15 protein-coding genes are annotated in these 17956 nt (G+C 69.0%); 4 read left to right on the top strand and 11 right to left on the bottom strand.

Annotated elements, in window-relative coordinates; translation table 11 throughout:
* Positions 1 to 3: 3 nt before the first annotated feature.
* Positions 4 to 2913, top strand: a complete 2910-nt coding sequence (locus KXD96_RS28605) for a helix-turn-helix transcriptional regulator (RefSeq protein WP_313901620.1) — start codon at positions 4 to 6, stop codon at positions 2911 to 2913.
* 6 nt (positions 2914 to 2919) lie between these two features.
* Here KXD96_RS28605 and KXD96_RS03850 read toward each other — a convergent pair whose 3' ends face one another.
* A complete protein-coding gene (locus KXD96_RS03850) occupies positions 2920 to 3189 on the bottom strand; it encodes a DUF4242 domain-containing protein (RefSeq protein ID WP_260743031.1) in 270 nt (89 codons plus the stop codon).
* A gap of 285 nt (positions 3190 to 3474) precedes the next feature.
* Positions 3475 to 4080, bottom strand: coding sequence for a TetR/AcrR family transcriptional regulator (locus KXD96_RS03845; RefSeq protein ID WP_260743030.1), 606 nt, complete (start codon positions 4078 to 4080; stop codon positions 3475 to 3477).
* Between the two features lie 66 nt (positions 4081 to 4146).
* On the opposite strand from KXD96_RS03845, the gene KXD96_RS03840 reads away from it, so the two are divergent.
* The 3 genes from KXD96_RS03840 to fadD1 all read left to right on the top strand — a co-directional run bounded on the left by KXD96_RS03840 (position 4147) and on the right by fadD1 (position 7567).
* Positions 4147 to 4977, top strand: a complete 831-nt coding sequence (locus KXD96_RS03840) for an alpha/beta fold hydrolase (protein ID WP_260743029.1) — start codon at positions 4147 to 4149, stop codon at positions 4975 to 4977.
* Positions 4978 to 5082: 105 nt separating this feature from the next.
* Entirely contained in the window at positions 5083 to 5844 is a 762-nt protein-coding gene (locus KXD96_RS03835) for an SDR family NAD(P)-dependent oxidoreductase (protein WP_260743027.1), read from the top strand.
* A gap of 79 nt (positions 5845 to 5923) precedes the next feature.
* On the top strand, positions 5924 to 7567 hold the full coding sequence (gene fadD1 / locus KXD96_RS03830; protein WP_260743026.1) for a fatty-acid--CoA ligase FadD1: 1644 nt from the start codon (positions 5924 to 5926) through the stop codon (positions 7565 to 7567).
* On the opposite strand, the gene KXD96_RS03825 is transcribed toward fadD1, so the two are convergent.
* From KXD96_RS03825 to KXD96_RS03785, 9 genes are all read right to left on the bottom strand, one after another.
* Positions 7506 to 8159, bottom strand: coding sequence for a MarR family transcriptional regulator (locus KXD96_RS03825; RefSeq protein WP_260743025.1), 654 nt, complete (start codon positions 8157 to 8159; stop codon positions 7506 to 7508). The two genes, fadD1 and KXD96_RS03825, sit on opposite strands and share 62 nt — an antisense overlap.
* 6 nt (positions 8160 to 8165) lie before the next feature.
* Positions 8166 to 8588, bottom strand: a complete 423-nt coding sequence (locus tag KXD96_RS03820) for a Zn-ribbon domain-containing OB-fold protein (RefSeq protein ID WP_260743024.1) — start codon at positions 8586 to 8588, stop codon at positions 8166 to 8168.
* A complete protein-coding gene (locus tag KXD96_RS03815) occupies positions 8585 to 9745 on the bottom strand; it encodes a thiolase family protein (protein WP_260743022.1) in 1161 nt (386 codons plus the stop codon). Before KXD96_RS03815 ends, KXD96_RS03820 begins: the two co-directional genes overlap by 4 nt.
* A 19-nt stretch (positions 9746 to 9764) precedes the next feature.
* Entirely contained in the window at positions 9765 to 10094 is a 330-nt protein-coding gene (locus KXD96_RS03810) for a hypothetical protein (RefSeq protein ID WP_260743020.1), read from the bottom strand.
* 1 nt (position 10095) lies between these two features.
* On the bottom strand, positions 10096 to 12423 hold the full coding sequence (locus tag KXD96_RS03805) for a CoA transferase (RefSeq protein ID WP_260743017.1): 2328 nt from the start codon (positions 12421 to 12423) through the stop codon (positions 10096 to 10098).
* 2 nt (positions 12424 to 12425) lie between these two features.
* Positions 12426 to 13763, bottom strand: a complete 1338-nt coding sequence (locus tag KXD96_RS03800) for an amidohydrolase family protein (protein ID WP_260743016.1) — start codon at positions 13761 to 13763, stop codon at positions 12426 to 12428.
* Between the two features lie 240 nt (positions 13764 to 14003).
* Positions 14004 to 14417, bottom strand: coding sequence for a Zn-ribbon domain-containing OB-fold protein (locus KXD96_RS03795; RefSeq protein WP_260743014.1), 414 nt, complete (start codon positions 14415 to 14417; stop codon positions 14004 to 14006).
* A gap of 6 nt (positions 14418 to 14423) precedes the next feature.
* Positions 14424 to 15632 carry a thiolase family protein gene (locus tag KXD96_RS03790; protein WP_260743012.1) on the bottom strand — a complete coding sequence of 403 codons (1209 nt, stop codon included), beginning with the start codon at positions 15630 to 15632 and terminating at the stop codon, positions 14424 to 14426.
* Positions 15633 to 15640: 8 nt separating this feature from the next.
* Entirely contained in the window at positions 15641 to 17866 is a 2226-nt protein-coding gene (locus KXD96_RS03785; RefSeq protein WP_260743011.1) for an acyl-CoA dehydrogenase, read from the bottom strand.
* Positions 17867 to 17956: the final 90 nt, after the last annotated feature.

Genomic DNA, 17956 nt, shown 5'->3' with positions numbered 1-17956 from the left:
TGCATGGCGCAGTGGGTGCCGCCCCCGCTCCCGGCCGAACTGATCGCTCGTCGCCGGGGCCCGCTCGTGGGTCGCGACCCCGAACTCGCGGTGTTCGAGCAGGCCTGGGCCCGGGTCGAGCGGGGGAACCGGCAGGCCGTTTTCATCGGCGGTGAGCCGGGGGCCGGTAAGACGCGGCTGGCGGCGGAGGTGGCCGGGACGCTGTTCGACCACGGCGTCGCGGTGCTGGTAGGTAGTTCGACCGCCGACGAGGATCTGCCCTACGCCCCGTTCGCCGAGGCGCTCGACCGGCTGCTGACCGCCAGTCCGCCGGGTTCGATGACCGAAGCGTTGGGCGACGTGGGACCGCAGCTGCGGCGGCTGTCGGCGCAAGTGGGCCGGCACTCGCCGGACGACGGCCCGGCGCCCGAGGTCGGGTCGGCGCGGCAGGCCCTCTTCGACGCGTTGACCGGCTTCCTGCGGCGGCTGGCGGCGGATCGCCCGATCGCGCTGATCCTCGACGACCTGCACTGGGCGCAGCTTCCCACCCTCGCGCTGCTCGAGCACGTGCTGATCGGCTGCGCCGATGTGCGCCTGCTGGTGGTGGTCACCTTCCGCACGACCGAGCCCGACCGGTCCGACGATCTGGCCACCCGGCTGGCCGAACTGCACCGGTTCGACGGGGTCCGGCGCCTGGACCTGGCGGGACTGGACACCGAGGCGATCGCCGAATTCGTGACGCGAACCCAGCAGCTGGCCCCCGCATCCGCGCGCACGGCCGCCGCCCTGCTGCGCGAGAGGACCGGCGGCAATCCGTTCTTCCTGACCGAACTGGTCAACGACCTCGAAATCCGGGGCGGCCTGGCCACATTGAGCACGCAGCAGACGGTCCCCGCATCGGTCGGAGACGCCATCGCCCGCCGCCTTGCCGGGCTGGGGACCGGCGTGCGGGCGGTCATCGAGCAGGCGGCGGTGCTGGGCCAGACGTTCGACCTGCCGGCGCTCATCTCGACGTGCGGGGCCGAGGTCGGCGCGACGCTGGCGGCGGTCGATTCGGCCGAGGCCGTCGGGCTGGTCCGCGCGGTCACCGACTCCGACGGTGAGTTCGCGTTCGTGCACGCCCTGACCCGTGAATCGGTGCTCGGCGGCATGGCGGCCTCGCGGCTGCGGATCATGCACGCGCGCGCCGCCGAGGCACTGGAGGGACGCGCCGACCCCGCGCTCGTCCCGCGCCTGGCCAACCACTTCCTGGTGGCACACGTGCTGGGCTACCACGAGCAGGCGTTGCGTTACGCGCGCCAGGCGGCCCGAATGGCCGAACAGAGCCTGGCCTACGAGGACGCGGCGAAGTGGTTCGAGCGGGCGGCGTCGCTTCCCGAACTCAGCCTCGCGGACCGTGCCAGGCTGCACCTCGACGCGGCCGCGAACCACGTGCGGGGGGGCTCGTTCGCGCGGGCGCGCGCCATCTACGAACGCATCGGCGCGATGGACGACCCGCTGATGCGGCTGGAGGCGGCCGTCGGCTACGAGGAAGCCAATTGGCGCCCCGGGCAGTCGAATTCGAAAGCCGCCGACCTGTTGGCCTCAGCGCTGGAATCCTGCGGGCTGCAGGCCGAGGACCCGCGCTACGTGCAGGCGCTCGGCAGCTTCGGCCGGGCGCTGGCCTTCGCCGGCGAGGCGGACCGGGCACGCGAGGTCGGCGCCGACGCGATCGAGCGCGCGCGCGCCATCGGCGACGCGACTGTACTGCTGCACACGTTGAAAACCAGCCTGTGGCAAGGCCTTACCCCGGAGATGAGCGAAATCCAGGCGGAGCGTGCGGCCGAGGTGTCGAGCTTGGCGCTGTCGCGTCGCGACTACGAGTCACTCGGCGCGGCATCGCACTTCCATGCCATGGTCAGCTACCTGGCCGGCCGGCCCGACGGCCTTGCCGCCGCGACCGCGGACATGCGGCGAGCGGCCCAGAGCTGCGGGCAACCCGCCTTCGGCTTTGTCGGCGCGTGCATCGAGCAAGCACTGGCCTATCTGCGCGGCGACTTCGCCGGGGCCGAACGCTGGGCCGACATCGCCTTGCGCACAGGCGATTTGTTCGGCGCAGACGACACCGAGGGCTCGAACGGGGTCCAGATGTTCATGATCCGTCGCGAGACCGGCGACCTGAAGAGGTTCGGCGAGTTCATCGACGGCAGTGAAACGTTCACCGGCCGCTGGGTGCCGGGGCTGCTTGCCCTGTACACCGAGCTCAACTGCGAACGCGGCATGAGCCGCGCGCTCAACCAGCTACTCAACCGCAACCTCGGCGACCGCCTCGAAGACGCGCAGTGGCCGATGGAGCTGGTGTTCATGGTCGAGGCGGCGCTGGAGCTGTCCCACCGCGAAGCGGTCCACGCGCTGCGCCCGTTCGTCTCGCGTTATACCGGAAAGAATCTGGTGGCCGGCCAGTTCGTCGCGCTGTTCGGCAGCGCCGACCGGTACCTGGCGCGGATGGCCGCGCTCTGCGGGGACGGCGCCGCGGCTGAGCGGCACTTCGCCGCCGCTACCGGGATGGACCGCCGGATGGGCTCGGTGGTCCACATCAGCGAGACGCTGGCGCGACACGCGTTGTTCGCGGCGTCGCGCGGTCGCACCGAGGACGCCCGGGGTCTGGCGGAGGAGGCGCGCGCGCTCGCCGGTGCGATCGGCCAGAACCGGGTGGTCGACCTCGCCGATTCGGTGCTGGCCATGGGTTCCCTGGGACCGGACGGCCTGACCGAACGGGAGGTCGAGGTGCTGCGGCTGCTCGCCGAGGGGTTGAGCAATCGCGCGATCGGCGAACGCCTTTTCATCAGCACCAACACCGCGGCGAACCATGTGCGCAACATCCTGATCAAGACGGGCGCCGCGAACCGCACGCAGGCGGCGATGTACGCCGCCGATCACGAACTCCTCGGGTAGTGCCCCTCAGATGTCGGACAGGGCCCCATTCGGCATCAGGCGGTCCGTCACTTCGACGACGGTATCGGCGGGCAGGCCGGCGCGCGCGGCCGCGGATCTGATGGCCTCCGGCGACGGTGCCTCGTACAGGCAGTAGGTTTTTCGTTTGTCCGCCGACAGGAACGAGTACATCCAGCGCACGCCCTCCTGGTCGTTGATCCGGTTGATACCATCGGCGGACTCGAGGCCGGGTTCCAGTTCCTCGGCAAAGTTGCGCTCGACCATGAAGATGGGCACGGGGGACTCCTGTTCACTGTCTTGGGTCGAGCCTAGGCCGTCAGCGACGGTCAAGACATCAGAAGCGCTCCAGCCCGGTGACCGGCCGCCGGCCGCCAGGTTGACGCCCGAATCTCTAACAATTTAGAGATCGCCTTTCCACCCGGTGGCCACCGGTTGTTACCGTTCCGTGATGCGCCGGGTTGGGGGAGCTTTCACCTGCTGGGCACCGTTGTGTTGAACTATTTCGCCGCACCCTCTTACGCGAGGGGAGTTGGTGGCCCCACCGACTACGAGCGCCCCTGATCATCCTTTCAGCATTCCGTCGATCAGCCGGTGCAGCACCTGCCGGGTCTCCCGGCGGGTGCGCTTGGGATCGTCGGCGGTGGAGATGAGCATTGCGGCCTCGTCGAGCGCACCGATCAGCACGTGCGCCAACGGCCGCACCGGCTGCTTGGGCAACTGCCCGGCCCGGATGGCCTCGGTGATCAACTGCTCGGTCATGCCCAGGCTGTACCGCTGGGCGACATCGCGAAAACCGGCCCAGCCCAACACACTCGGGGCGTCCAGCAGCATCAGCTGGCGCACCTCCGGGTCCCCGGAGACATCCAGCCATGCGTCGACCGCCGCGCGGATCGCGTCTGCCGGCGTCGTCGCCCCCGACTCGGCCACCAGCCTCTCCATCCGGGCCATCACATCCTGCTCCACCGCCTCCACGACCTCGCGAAACAGCGCCGCCTTGTCCGCGAATTGGTGATACATCGCCCCGCGCGTCACCCCCGCGGCGGTCGCGATCTCCGGCGTGCCCACCTCCGCATAACCCCGCAATCCCCACAGCTTGCGCGCAGCCGCAATCAGCGCGTCGCGGGTCGCCGCGGAGCGCTCTTCCTGAGTCCGTCTCTTGCTTTCCATACAGCCTGTTGGTAACTTACGAACAGACAGCCTGTTTGTAAGTGTATCCCGAGGTAGGAGTTCTCTATGTCGACGATCGACATTAGTGCCGGAACCATTCATTACGAAGCAACCGGACCCGAAAACGGCCGGCCGGTGGTGTTCGTGCACGGCTACATGATGGGCGGCCAGCTGTGGCGCCGGGTCAGCGAACGGCTCGCGGACCGCGGGCTGCGGTGCATCGCCCCGACCTGGCCGCTGGGCGCGCATCCGGAACCGCTGCGGCGCGGCGCCGACCGGACCATCACGGGCGTGGCGGGCATGGTCGCCGAGGTGCTGGCCGCGCTCGACCTCGAGGACGTGGTGCTGGTCGGCAACGACACCGGCGGCGTCGTCACTCAGCTCGTGGCCGTGCACCACCCGGAGCGGCTCGGCGCGCTGGTGCTCACGAGTTGCGATGCGTTCGAACACTTTCCGCCGCCGATCCTCAAGCCGGTGATCGCGGCGGCGAAGTCGAAGGCGACGTTTCGGGTCGTGGCCCAGGCGATGCGGGTGCCCGCGGCGCGCAAGCGCGCGTTCGACGGGCTGGCGCATCGCAACATCGACGACCTCACCGAGGCCTGGGTGCGTCCGGGGCTATCCGATCCTCGCATCGCCGAAGACCTGCGCCAGTTCACCCTCTCGATGCGCACCGAGGTGACGACGGGCGTGGCTGCCCGGCTGCCCGAGTTCGACAAGCCCACCCTCGTTGCGTGGTCGGCCGACGACGTGTTCTTCGAGCAGGAGGACGGGGCGCGGCTGGCCGCCACCATCCCCAACGCCCGCCTCGAGATCATCGACGGGGCCAGGACCTTTTCGATGATCGACCAGCCGGACCGGCTCGCCGACCTGTTGTCGGCGATCGCGGTGCGTACGTAGGTCTCCCCCGGGCCGAAGGTCGGGTTGTTGGGCCCAGTCGGGCCATTTCTACCCAACAACTCGACGTTCGGCGCCGCTAGCGCCCGTGGCGTTACGCTCGCGGGCATGGAAAACGTGCTGAAAGGCCGGCGGATCCTGGTCACCGGCGGAGCCACCGGCATCGGTGCGGCCGCCGTCGGAGCTCTCACCGAGGCGGGGGCCGAACTCGCCGCCACCTATCATCAGACGCCGCCGCCGGACGGGCTCCCGGCCACCTGGCTGCAGTGCGATGTGCGCGACCCCGAGGCGGTCTCGGCGATGGTGCGGCAAGCCGCCGAACGCCTGGGTGGGCTCGACGTGTTGGTGAACGCGGCTGGGCTGTGGCAGGCCGGGATCCCCGGCTACATCGGCGTCGACGAGATCACCTTCCTGTTGGACACCAACGTGAAGGCGACCATCCTCACCAATCAGGCCGCCTACGCCGTGATGAAGGACCAAGATCCCAAGGGCGGCAGGATCATCAACTTCGGTTCCTCGGAAGCCGTTATGGGCAGCCCGATCTCGGCCGTCTACGCCGCGACGAAGGGCGCGGTGCAGTCCTGGACACGATCGGCCGCCAAAGCCTGGGCCGCCGACAAGGTAACCGTCAACGCCCTGGCGCCGGCGGTGCAGACGCCGGGGGCCGACCGGCTGCGCGAATTCCTCGGCCCCGACGCGAGTGCGTTGATCGACCAGCAGATGCAGATGATGATTCCGCTCGGCGGAAAGCTTGGGGACCCCGCGCGCGATCTCGGCCCGATGCTGGTCTTTTTGGCCGGCCCCGGCTCCGGATTCATCACCGGGCAGCTGCTGGCGGTCGATGGCGGCCTGATGATGGTGGGCGGGTAGCGCGACGGGCGCCGCGACTAGGATAAGACGGACCGTCTCGTCTCGCAGGGTTAGGCATAGTGAAGGTGACTTGAGACCGATGACTGACGACACCATCCAGGAGCTGCTGCGCAAGCGCGTGTCCGATCCGGGGACCGCGGTCAAACACCGCGCTTTGCAGTGGAGTTGGAGTCAGTACCTCGGCGGTGCGGCGACGCGGGCCGCGGCCCTGATATCCGCCGCCGACCCGGCCCGGCCGATGCACGTGGGCGCCCTGCTGAGGAACACTCCCGAGATGCTGAGCCAGATGGCGGCGGCCGGGCTTGGCGGCTACGTCCTGTGCGGGCTGAACACCACCCGGCGCGGCGAGGCGCTCGCGGCCGACGTCCGCCGCGCGCATTGCCAGTTCCTCGTCACCGACGCCGAGCACCGGCCGCTGCTCGACGGCCTGGACCTCGCGGGAACGCACATCCTCGATACCTCGACGCCGCAATGGGCCGAATTCATCGAGGGCGCTGGGGAACTCGTGCCGCACCGGCACGTCACCGCGACGGACCCCTTCATGATGATCTTCACGTCCGGAACGAGCGGTAACCCCAAGGCGGTGCAGGTGTCACACCTGATGGCGACATTCGCCGGCGCCAACCTGGTCCAGCGCTTTGCGCTATCCGAGCAGGACACGTGCTACGTGTCGATGCCGCTGTTCCACTCCAACGCGGTCGTCGCGGGGTGGGCGCCCGCGGTGGTCTCCGGCGCCGCGATCGTGCCGGCGAAATTCTCGGCGAGCAGCTTCCTCGACGACGTCCGCCACTACGGTGCGACGTACATGAACTACGTGGGCAAGCCGCTCGCCTACATCCTGGCCACACCCGAACGCGACGACGACGCCGACAATCCCCTGCGGGTGGCGTTCGGAAACGAGGCCAACGACAAGGACATCGAGGAGTTCGCGCGCCGCTTCGGCGTGCAGGTCGAGGACGGGTTCGGCTCCACCGAGAACGCCGTCATCGTGATCCGCGAACCCGGCACGCCGAAGGGTTCGATCGGCAAGGGGTTCGACGGCGTGGCCATCTACGACAGCGACACCGTCACCGAGTGCGCGGTGGCGCGCTTCGATGCCGACGGCGCCCTGGTCAACGCCGACGAAGCCGTGGGCGAGTTGGTCAACACGGCCGGCTCGGGATTCTTCACCGGCTACTACAACGACCCCGAAGCCAACGCCGAGCGCATGCGCCACGGCATGTACTGGTCCGGCGACCTCGCCTACCGCGACGCCGACGGCTGGATATACCTGGCCGGCCGCACCGCCGACTGGATGCGGGTCGACGGGGAGAACCTCGCCGCAGCGCCTATCGAACGAATCCTGTTGCGGCACAGGGTCATCAACCGCGTCGCAGTGTACGCCGTCCCGCACGAGCGCGTCGGCGACCAGGTGATGGCCGCGGTCGTCCTCAACGACGGTCAGACCCTCGAGCCCGACGCGTTCGAGGCATTCCTCGACGCCCAGCCCGACCTGTCGCCCAAGGCCCGGCCCCGCTATGTGCGCATCGCCACCGACCTGCCCAGCACCGCCACCCACAAGGTACTCAAGCGCCAACTGATCGCCGAGGGGACGGACATCGGCGCGGGGGAAGTGCTGTGGGAGCGCGAACCACGCGGGACCGCGTACGCGGTCGCGAGGCCTAGCTCGGGCCCTCGGACACCCGGCGGCGGATCTGGCCCTTCGGCCGTCGCACCCGTTTGACCGGATCTCGCGTTGCGCCGGCGGCGATCTCGTCGCGCAACTGGGTGATGTTGGAGATCTCCGAATACAGGCCGCGAATCGCGTAGTCCAGGACCGCGAACGAGAAGCGCTGGCTAGGGTCGTCGGTGATGCCGAGTTCGCGCGACCGCTGCCGCGACCACAACGCCTCGTCCAGCCGCGCCCGGGTCGCCTCGAGGTGCCGGTCCAGCGTGTCGACGATGTGTTCGGGGTCCTCGCCGCGGGCGAACCAGGTTTTCAGGATCACGGGATGCTTGATGACGACCTGGTCCTGCCCCGGGAAATGTTGCACCCAGCGGCGCAGTGCGTCGAGCCCGGCTTCGGTGGTCTCGTAGAGCGTGATCGCCCGCTTGCCCGCCTGGGCGCGAACCTCGCCGACCATGCCGCGCGCCAACAACCGATTCAGTTCGCGCCGAACGTGACTGACCGACGGGGACCAGTAGAAGTGGCTGACCGACAACTCGGCGCGCATCTTGATCTCGCCCGCGGTGAGCCGCTCGTCGTTGGCGGCCAGCACGCCCAGCACCAGGTAGGCCGTTACCGGCAGGCCGTTGCTGGTGCGCGCGGGACTCATGGCCGGCTATTCCTCGCCGGCAAAGTAGGGCAGCGTCACGTCGGGACCGACGGCGTGAAACTGCACCCGCACGCGCATGCCGATCCGCAGCTCCTCGGGCGCCACACCGACGACGTTGGTCAGCATCTGGTAACCCTCATCCAGGGTGACGATCGCCGGCGCATAGGGGGGTTCGAATTCCGCCGTCACCGGCCGGTGAACCACCGTCCAGCTGTAGATCTGGCCGAGGCCGCCGCTGCGCTCCCAACGGACTTGCGCCGAAAGGCATTCGCGGCAGTGCTCCGTCGGCGGGAAGTTCGCCAGGCCGCAGGCTTCGCAGCGCTGATACCGCAGTTCGCCGGACCGACAACCCTGCCAGAAGGGAAGGCTGAGGTGGCTACTGGCGTGGGGCACCGGGCCGGTTTGTGGCCGCAAGGCGTCGGAGGTCACCGCGGTTCGTCCCCCAGGATCAGCAGCGTGGTGAACAAGGCGCCCGCTCCCCCGTTGCTGCACAACGCGATATGTGCGTCGGGGACCTGGAGCTCGCCCGCCTGGCCGCGCAGCTGCTGGACGGCTCGGATGGCCCGCTGCATCATCTGCGGATTGGAGCCCGCATGGCTGAACGACATGGTTCCTCCGTCGGTGGTGATGGGATGGCTGCCGTCGATGGCGATGTGACCCTCGGCGACGAATGGTCCCCCCTCGCCCTCGCCGCAGAACCCGAACGCCTCGAGCTGGCGGATGATCTCGAACGAGAACGGATCGTAGAGTTCGAGGACGTCGACGTCGTCGGGACGCAGCCCGGAGTGGGCGAACGCGCGCTCGGCCGCGCGCCTGCCGACCACACCGTTGACGTGCCCGTCCCGCCGCCCCGCAAGGTCCCACGCGGGCGGGTGCTGGTAGGACGGGCCGTGGAAGTCGGCGCCGCTGCCCAGCACGTAGATGGGTTGGCTTGCGCCGGGGCTCTTTTCGACGTTCGCCACGACGAGCGCGCATCCGCCTTCGGAGGTGGTGGCGCAGTCGAGGAGATGAAACGGGTCGGCGATGGGCCGCGATGCCGTGATGTCGTCGGGCGCGAAGGGCCCGCGCTGGTAGTAGACGGCCTCTCGGTTGCGGGATCCGTTGTTGCGGATGGTCGCCGCCACGATCGACAGCTGTTCGCGCGTCGTGCCGTAGGTGTGCATGTGGCGGCGCGCGATCAGCGCGAACTCGGCGGTGGTGAACATGCCCCACGGCGCGACGAATTCGTTCTCGGGCCGGGTCCACGGCGCCGTCGCCTCATGGTCGCGGTACTCGCCGGCCTGAGCGGCGACGAGCACCACCACGTCGGCCATACCGTGCTCGATGGCGGTGACGGCCTCGGTGATCATGCCGACGCCGAAGGCGAGGCCCTGCCAGGCCGGGCCGAGACGCAGGTCGTAGATCAGGGCGGTGGACAGCGGCCCGGCGCTGATCCCGTCGACGTCGTCGAGGCGCAGCCCCGCGTCGTCGAGTGCGCCGCGGATGGCCGTGAGCGCCAGGCTGCGTGAGGTCTCGCCGTCCAGGCGGCGGCCCTGCCGGGTGTTGTGCACCCCGACGATCGCCGCGGTGCGTTTGGTGACTGCCACTTTGGTCCTTTGCCTCGCTTTAGTTTTCGTCCGCCACCACACCGAGGTAGGTGCCGACGACGGCGTAGTGTTGGCCGTCGCGGGTGATGGTCCCGATGGTCGTGGTTCGTGCGTCGGCGTGCGCCGTGCCGGCGGGCAAGACGTCGATCCGCACGTCCACGGGCCGCGCCGTCTGCGGGTCGGTGATCTCGACGACCATCGCCACCGCGCGCTCGTCCTCGTCCCACTCGACGCTGGTGATGCGGTGCCGGGCGGTCAATTCCATCACCACGGAGTCCTGGCGCACCAGAAAGCGCACCGGCGCGCACAATTCGCCGGCGCGGGGCGGCACGCAAAGGGTGACCGCCATGTCACAGGCCCGCCGGCCGGGAGCTGATGGTCCCCGACTCCTGCAACGCGGACAGCTCTTGTCGGCTGTGCCCCAGCAGGCCCGTCAGGATCTCGTCGGTGTGCTGGCCGTACAGCGGCGGCGCCCGGCGGATCCAGCGCCGGGGCCTGCCGAGGAACGCGAACGGCATTCCGGTGCACAGGAAGGAACCGGCGACCGGGTGGTCAACGGTTTCCCAGAAGCCCCGGGCGTGCAGCTGCGGGTCCCGCAGGAGTGCGGGGGCCGGCGTGACGGGAGCCGCGGCCACCCCGGCCGCGCGCAGCGCGTCGACCACCTCCGCCACCGGTTGGCGTGCGGTCCAGTCCGAGATCAGCTTGTCGATCTCGTCCGGCCGCTCCCGCCAGTCACCGGCGCGCGGATCCGGTTGGCCCAGCAGCCGCGCCAACGACGCGCGAGCGGCGTCGTCCATCGCCGCGAGCGCCACCCAGTCGTCATCGCCCCGGCAGCGGTAAACACCCTGAGGATTGGCGCCCGGGCCGCGATTCCCGTTGCGGCGCATCTCGATTCCGTTGCGGGAGTACTCCACCAGCATCTCGGCGGCCACGTTGAGGGCCGCCTCGACCATGGTGGATTCGACGTGCATCCCGGTCCCCTCGCGGTCACGGATCACCAGGGCGGCCACGGCGGCGAAGGCCGCGTGCAGGCCGGCGATCGGGTCGCACACGCCCCGCGGGATCACCGGGGGGCCGTCGGCGTGCCCGGTCATCCACGCCATCCCGGTCGCCTGCTCCATCGTCTGGGCGAAGCCCACGCGGTCGCGCCAGGGTCCGTCGAGGCCGAAGGCGGGCATCCGCACCATGATGGCGCGGGGGTTGGCCGCGCGCACGGCATCCCAGCCCAGACCGAAGTTCGTCATCACGCGTGGCGAGAAGTTCTCGATGACCAGATCGCTTGCGGCGATGAGCTCCAGCGCGATGGCCCGTCCCGCATTGGTGCTCAGTTCGACGCTGACGCCGCGCTTGTTGCTGTTGCTGCACAGGAAGACCGGGCCCCACTCCCACCACTGGTCCCAACTGGGCGGGCGACCGGCGGAGAACCGCATGCCGTCGGGCCGCCGGACGCCCTCGACTTTGATCACGTCGGCGCCCAGTGCGCCCAGCAGTTGCGTCGCGACCGGTCCCGCCCAGAACGCGGTGAAGTCGGTGATTCGGGTGTCGGCCAACGGCAGGGTGTCGGGGCCTGCGGGCGGGATGGTCCGCGGTGGCCAGTCGACCTTGCCGTTGTCCGCGCCGAGTTCGGGGGCCCGCCCACGCGGCCGGGTCGTCATCGCGTCGCTGCGATAGGGCACCCGTGGCTGCAGCACGCCCGCCTCGGATTCGACGAACACGCCCCGTTCCACGAAATGGTCGATCTTGGGCAGCATTTCGGGTGTGGCGATGGGGGCCACCGGGATGCGGAAGCCGACCGCGAGGTCGACGATCTCCTGCGTGGTGCGGGACTGGGTCCACTGCGTGACCATGGCGAGGAACTCGTCGCGGCGCGCGACGCGTCCGTCGAACGAGGCCAGCTCGGGGTCATCGAGGAGATCGGCGCGATCGATCAGCACCAGGAAATCCTGGAACTGCTGTGCGGTGATGGTGCAGAAGCCGACCATGCCGTCCGCCGTGGGGACGATCGACGGCAGCTCCAAACTGCGCTGTCCCAGCAGGGAATCCGCGCCCAGCACGCTGGCGGACATGGCGGACAGCCCACCCATCGCGATGACCATCGCCTCGTACGTCGAGACGTCGATGATCTCGCCGCGCCCGCTTCGCGCGGCGTGCCGGGCGCTCGCCGCGGCGACCGCGGCCGCGAAGGTGCCCGCCAACCACTCGCCGAGCTGCCCGCCCGCCTGCACCGGCTCGTCCTCCGGCCAGCCCCGCCCGGCTGTCGAACCGCACAGCGCCTGCAGGATGAACTCGTTAGCCACCACGTGGTCGTCCACATAGGGTCCCGTCGTGCCGAACGGCGTCACGGCCACCACCACCGCCGACGGGCCGGTCTGGGCCGTGATGTCGTCGAGCGTCCAGCCGTCGGTCAGGTCGGTCAGCACGATGTCGGCGCCGGCCAGCAGGGCAGCGGTCTCCGCCTGGCCGTCATCGGTCACCGACTTCTTGCCCGCGGCCAGATAGCCGAACAGCGCTCCGGGTGGCCCACCGGCGGACCGAGAGCGCACCGAATCACCCCGCGCCGACTCGGCTTTCACCACGTCGGCGCCGGCGTCGGCGAACATCTTGCCGCAGTAGGACACCGCGATTCCGTTGGACAACTCCAGCACGCGCCAGTCCTCGAACGGCGCTCGGGCTGCCACGTTCAGTTGCCCAGGGTGGTGGCGCGCCCCGCGATTCCGGGGGCTTCGGCCGTCACCTGCGACTGCAGGGCGAACTGGGTCATCCGGGTCCAGGCGTCGCGGTCACGCTGGCTGGCCCGGCGCCCGACGTGCGTGACCACGTCGACGTCGGTGGCCTGGGCGCGCAGGTAGCCGGCCCGGGCGTGTTCCTTGGGGATGTGCGGGAACGGGTCGAAAGAGTAGGCGGCCATGGCGTTTTCGTGGGTGATCTTGTTGATGACGGAGTCGTCGAGATGCCCCATGGTCTCGATGACGTCCTCCGGCGCGAACGGCCAGTTGCTGTCGGAGTGGGGGAAGTCGGACTCCCAGCACAGCATGTCCTCGTTGAACCAGTCCATATTGCGCACGCCGACCTTGTCGCTGATGAAGCAGGTGTAGAAGTGCCGCTTGAACACGTCGGCCGGCCCGCTGTAACCCGGCGGGAACTTGGCCAGCGTCCAGCCCGAATGACGGTTGTAGACATGCTCGGCCCGCCACAGGAAGTACGGGATCCAGCCGACATCGCCCTCGGTGAGCGAGAATTTCAGTTGCGGGAAGTCCGCCCAGAACTCGGCCCAGATCAGCTCGGTGAAGGTGAACATGCTCATCATCGACGACGCCGTCATCTGCACGCTGGGCGGGGCGTCGGTCGACACTTGCGGAGACCGCGACGCGGAGCCGACGTGCGTGCACAGCACCGTCTTGTTCTCGCAGGCCGCCTCGAACAATGGATACCAATATTTGGTGTGAATGCTGGGCATCTGCAGCGCTTCCGGATTCTCCGAGAACGTCACCGCGTGGCAGCCCTTGTCGGCGAGGCGTCTGACTTCCTTGGCCGCCTCCGCCACATCGAACAGCGGCAGGATGCCGCAGGGGATGAACCGGCCCGGGTACGCCGCGCACCACTCGTCGATGTGCCAGTCGTTGTAGGCCTTGATCATCACCAGGTTGACCGCACGGTCGGGGCCCTGGTTGAGCACCTGGCCGGAGAAGCCGGTGAAGTTGGGGAAGTTGAGGCCGGCCAGCTGACCCCCGGCGTTCATGTCGCGGACCCGCTCGTCGACGTTGAAGCAACCGGGCCGCATCTCGTCGTAGCGCGAGGCGTCGATGTTGTACATCTCCCGCGGCTTTCCCGCCACGGCGTTCAGGCCCATGTTCCGGCCGCGGACCTCGCCGTAGTACCACTGCTGGACCCCGTCGGGTTCGATGACCACTCGGGGGGCGCGGTCTTTGTATTTCGCCGGCACGTGCGCGTCGAACATGTCGGCGGGCTCGGCGATGTGGTCATCCACGCTGATCAAGATCAGGTCGTCCTTGTTCATGCCGCGCTCCTCACCCAGATAGTGACTAGTAGATAATGGCGCCGATCACAGTGTCAACTGAGTGCGGCGGGATGAGGGTGCGGCTAAACGGTTGTGCAGCAATGCCGGCCTGCGGTCACGGCCACGGTCGCACCGCGGCCCGGCCGTGCGGCAGAGGAGGGACTAATAGTCCCAATTGCGAGGGGGCGGCCGGCCGCACTTTCGGGCTCGACGGTGCGGCTCGCCGCACACTCGGCAACCTCAGTCGGCCGGCGCGTACCGCAGCATCGTGACGTCGTGCTCCGGGTAGTCGAAGAACACCGGCTTGACCCGCATCCCGACCCTGAGGTCGGCGGGGTCGACGTTCACCATCTCGGTGGAAAACCTTGGCCCCTCGTCCCATTCGACGATGGCGAGCAGTTGCGGGACGGCGTCGGCGAAGTGGGGGCTGACCGGCCGGCGCGCCACGGTGTAGGAATACAACGTTCCCATGCCGGAGATCTCTCGCCATTCCAGGTCGTCGGCGAGAGTGCGCGGCGCGCGCACCCGCGGGTAGAACACGTAGCTTCCCAGCGAGGGCGAATACTGGATGACGATGCGATGCTGCGCCAGCGCGTCCCAAAACGGCGCGCTGGTCGGGGTTTTGACGGGCATCGGGCGCTCGAAGGTGGTCATGTCGGGTCAGTCCCCCTCGAGGATCAGCGTGGTTTGTTCCGACAGGATTCCGCCGTTGCCGGATACGAAGGCGCGGTGACAGTCGGCGACCTGTGCCGCACCCGCGCGTCCCATGATCTGGCGTGTGGCGTCGCAGACGTGGTGCATGCCGCCGGCCAGTCCGGCCTGGCCGAAGCCCAGTTGCCCACCGGCGGTGTTCAGCGGAAAGTCGCCGCGGAAGGTCAGGTCGTGGTCCGCGATGAACTCCATGCCCTTGCCCTTCTCGCAGAAGCCCGCGTCCTCCAGGGACAGCAGCACGGTGATCGTGTAGCAGTCGTAGATCGAAACCATGTCCATCTGCTCGCGGGTCAGCTCCGTCATGGCGAACGCGGTGTCGGCGGCCTCGGCGATCGGGGTGTGCAGCAGGTCCTTGGCGTAGGTCGGGGTCTTGAATGGCACGTGCTCGCCGAATCCCTTGATCCACACCGGCCGGTGCCGCGCACGCCTGGCGAGATCGGCGTTGGCGACGACGACGGCCGCACCCCCGACGCAGGGCATGACGATCTCCAGCATGTGCAGGGGGTCGGCGATCACCGGGCTGGCCAGGACGTCGTCGACCGTGAGCGGCTTGTCCTTCCAGATCGCGCCCTCGGTGTGATTGGCATTGAACCGCTGGTCGACGACGAGCTTGGCCATCGCGCGCTCGTCGTAGCCGTAAACGGCCGCGTAGCGCTGGGCCACCTGCCCGTAGGGGCCGTTCTGGCCGAGGTTACCGTAGGGGATCTCGAATTCGGCCTGGGGAGAGCCGTATTGGTTGCTCGACGAACCGAAGAACATCGCGTCAACCAGAGGCCTGGGCTTCTTCTTCGATGTGGGGGTGATGTATCGGGCCGGCAGCGCGCACAAGACCGCGTCGCAGATACCCAGTTCGATCGCCGCGGCCGCCCGCCAGACCATGGCCGCCGCGCTGGCCCCGCCGAGGTCCACGTGCTCGGCGAATCGCGCTCCGACGCCGAGGTATTCGGCAATGGTCGACGGCACGAATATCTCCGACTCCGCCAGGTGCGATGCCACGATCCCGTCGACGACGTCACCGGCCAACCCGGCATCCTCGAGTGCGGCCGCGGACAATTCCGCCCATTGCTCGATCGCGAACGGCGCGAGCGAGGCCTTGTTGAGCCGCTCGGGCGGAAGTTCGACGTAGCCGACGATCGCGGCTTCCCCGCGTAATCCCATGCGCTGTCCTACTTTCGGGGTAGTCCGAGGATCATCTGCGCGATGATGTTCAGCTGAATCTCCAGGGTTCCTCCGCCGATCAGTTCGGCGGGCACGTGCAGGTAACTCTCCACGATGCCCGGGTCGGAGTCGGCAACCATCGCGACGCGCCCGCTCAGCCGCAACGTGGCGTCGAACGTTCTGCGCAGCAGCACGTTCATCGCCACCTTGGCGATGCTGGACGCCGGCCCCGACGCCTCGCCGCCCAGCAACCGGATCGTTTCGCGCACCCCGAGCGCCTTGATGGCGTTGGCGTATGCGTCGAGTTCACCGAGCGCGCGCAGCGCGTCGTCGCGGTCCGGCCCCGGTTCGGCCGCGAGCCGGCGCAGCGCGGCGGCTCGGTCGAACTTCACGTAACCGCTGATGGCCGAACGCTCTTCGGCCATGGTGGCGATCGCCAGGTTCCAGCCGTCGCTGGGGGCGCCCAGCAACATCTCGTCGGAAACGAAGACGTCGTTGAGGAACACCTCGTTGAAGTGCGCCTGCCCGGTGGCCGTTTTGATCGGCTGGATTTCAATGCCGGGCGACCGCATATCCAGGATGAAATAACCGATGCCGCGGTGCTTGCTGGCTTCGGGATCGGTGCGCGCCAGCAGGGCGCCGAGGTCGGCGTACTGGGCCAACGACGTCCAGATCTTGTGGCCGTTGATCCGCCAACCGCCGTCGACCTTGGTTGCCCGGGTAGCCAGCGACGCGAGGTCGGAGCCGGCGCCCGGCTCACTGAACAGCTGGCACCAACGAATTTCCCCGCGTTGGGTCGGCGGAATCAGCTTTTCTTGCAGGTCTTTTGATGCGGCGGCCAGCACCGAGGGCAGGATCCACTCGGCGATGTTCAGCGAGGGCCGGACCAGCCCGGGTCGCTTGGCGAACTCTTCGTCGATGATGAGCTGTTTGAGGGGACCCGCATCGACGCCCCACGGCGCCGGCCAGTGCGGCGCGATCAGGCCGGCATCGGCCATCAATGTGCGCAGGGGCCCGGAGGCCTGGTCCGGATAGTCGCCGTGCGGCGCCGGTTGGTCGTTGCGCAACTGCATTGCGGCGTCGAGGGTCTCGGCCACCCAGGACCGGAATTCCGACTCCGCGTCGCCGAGGTCGACCGACATGTCGCGTTGCTGGGTGCAGGTCAGCTGCCCCAGGCGCCGGGCCCAGCGATTCGCAGGACCGATCGAGGCGGCGAGACTGATCGCCCGACGCCAGTACAGGTGCAGATCGTGTTCCCAGGTGTAGCCGATGGCGCCGAACATGGTCAACGCGTCGAGGGCGAGATCGGGCACCGGGGCGACCGCCATCACCGCCGCGGCTGCGGCGGCCATGCGGTGCTGGTCGATCGGCTCGTCGGCAGCGCGCACGGCATCCCAGGCCGCGGCGGTGGCCAGCTCGCTGCTGACCAGCAGCATCGCGGCGTTGTGCTGCAACGCCTGGAAGGTGCCGATCACCTTGCCGAACTGTTCGCGGATGCGCAGGTGCGCCGTGACCGCTTCGACGCACCACTGCACGATGCCGGCCGTCGAACTGGCCAGCAGGCCCAGCGTGACGCACCGCGCGCGCTCGGGGTCGATGCCGGTGAGCACCTCGGAGCCGTCCGCGGGGTAGTCATCGAGCCGCAAGATGCCGGCGTCGGACACCAGGTCGGTGCCGTTTATGGGTTCGGTTGTCGCCGTGGGGTGTTCGGTGTCGACGACCACCCAGACCACGGCGTCGTCCTCCGTGCGCGCGGCGACGAGGATCGTGCGCGCCGCGCACACGCCCGCGGTGACCTCCGACGCGCCGGTGACCGTCCATCCGCCGCCGTCGGCGCGCGCGCCGAAGTCGCCGTCGTCGGCAAGCACGACCGCCGCGGTGCGGCCGGCGGCCAGGCCGCGCACGAGCGCTTCGGCGGCCGGTGTCGCGTCCGCCAACAGGGCGACGGCTCCCGCGGCGACGGTCGGCAGCAGGGGCCCGGGCAGCAGCGCCTTGCCCGCCGCCTCCAGGACGCAGGCGGCGTCGATCAGCCGGCCGCCCTGTCCGCCCAGGTTTTCGGGCAGGTGCACCGCGTGAAAGCCGTTGGCGACGAGGGCATCCCACCACGCGGGCCGGCGCCCCACAGCGAGGTCGTCGAAGCTGTCGCGGGTGGCGGCGATGGGGGCGTGCCGGCCGGCGAACTGCCCGACGGCGTCGCTGAGTTCCTGTTGCTCCGGGCTCAGTCCCAGGGTCACGATGACGGCCGAGAGGTGGCTATGGTTGGCCGCACGGACTGTTACCCTTCGACTTCGGTGCCCTTACAAGACGAACCGTCTCGTCTTGTG

Source organism: Mycobacterium sp. SMC-2 (assembly GCF_025263485.1).
Taxonomy (GTDB): Bacteria; Actinomycetota; Actinomycetes; order Mycobacteriales; family Mycobacteriaceae; genus Mycobacterium.
Note: the sequence above shows the minus strand (reverse complement) of the source record. Positions and strands in the feature narration are given on the sequence as shown.

What these genes read in the sequence shown, in the direction of transcription:
- KXD96_RS28605 (WP_313901620.1), top strand. Translation starts at nt 4, where the DNA reads ATGGCGCAGTGGGTGCCGCCCCCGCTCCCGGCCGAACTGATCGCTCGT.
- KXD96_RS03845 (WP_260743030.1), bottom strand. Translation starts at nt 4,080, where the DNA reads ATGGAAAGCAAGAGACGGACTCAGGAAGAGCGCTCCGCGGCGACCCGC.
- KXD96_RS03840 (WP_260743029.1), top strand. Translation starts at nt 4,147, where the DNA reads ATGTCGACGATCGACATTAGTGCCGGAACCATTCATTACGAAGCAACC.
- KXD96_RS03835 (WP_260743027.1), top strand. Translation starts at nt 5,083, where the DNA reads ATGGAAAACGTGCTGAAAGGCCGGCGGATCCTGGTCACCGGCGGAGCC.
- fadD1 (WP_260743026.1), top strand. Translation starts at nt 5,924, where the DNA reads ATGACTGACGACACCATCCAGGAGCTGCTGCGCAAGCGCGTGTCCGAT.
- KXD96_RS03825 (WP_260743025.1), bottom strand. Translation starts at nt 8,159, where the DNA reads ATGAGTCCCGCGCGCACCAGCAACGGCCTGCCGGTAACGGCCTACCTG.
- KXD96_RS03810 (WP_260743020.1), bottom strand. Translation starts at nt 10,094, where the DNA reads ATGGCGGTCACCCTTTGCGTGCCGCCCCGCGCCGGCGAATTGTGCGCG.
- KXD96_RS03800 (WP_260743016.1), bottom strand. Translation starts at nt 13,763, where the DNA reads ATGAACAAGGACGACCTGATCTTGATCAGCGTGGATGACCACATCGCC.
- KXD96_RS03795 (WP_260743014.1), bottom strand. Translation starts at nt 14,417, where the DNA reads ATGACCACCTTCGAGCGCCCGATGCCCGTCAAAACCCCGACCAGCGCG.
- KXD96_RS03790 (WP_260743012.1), bottom strand. Translation starts at nt 15,632, where the DNA reads ATGGGATTACGCGGGGAAGCCGCGATCGTCGGCTACGTCGAACTTCCG.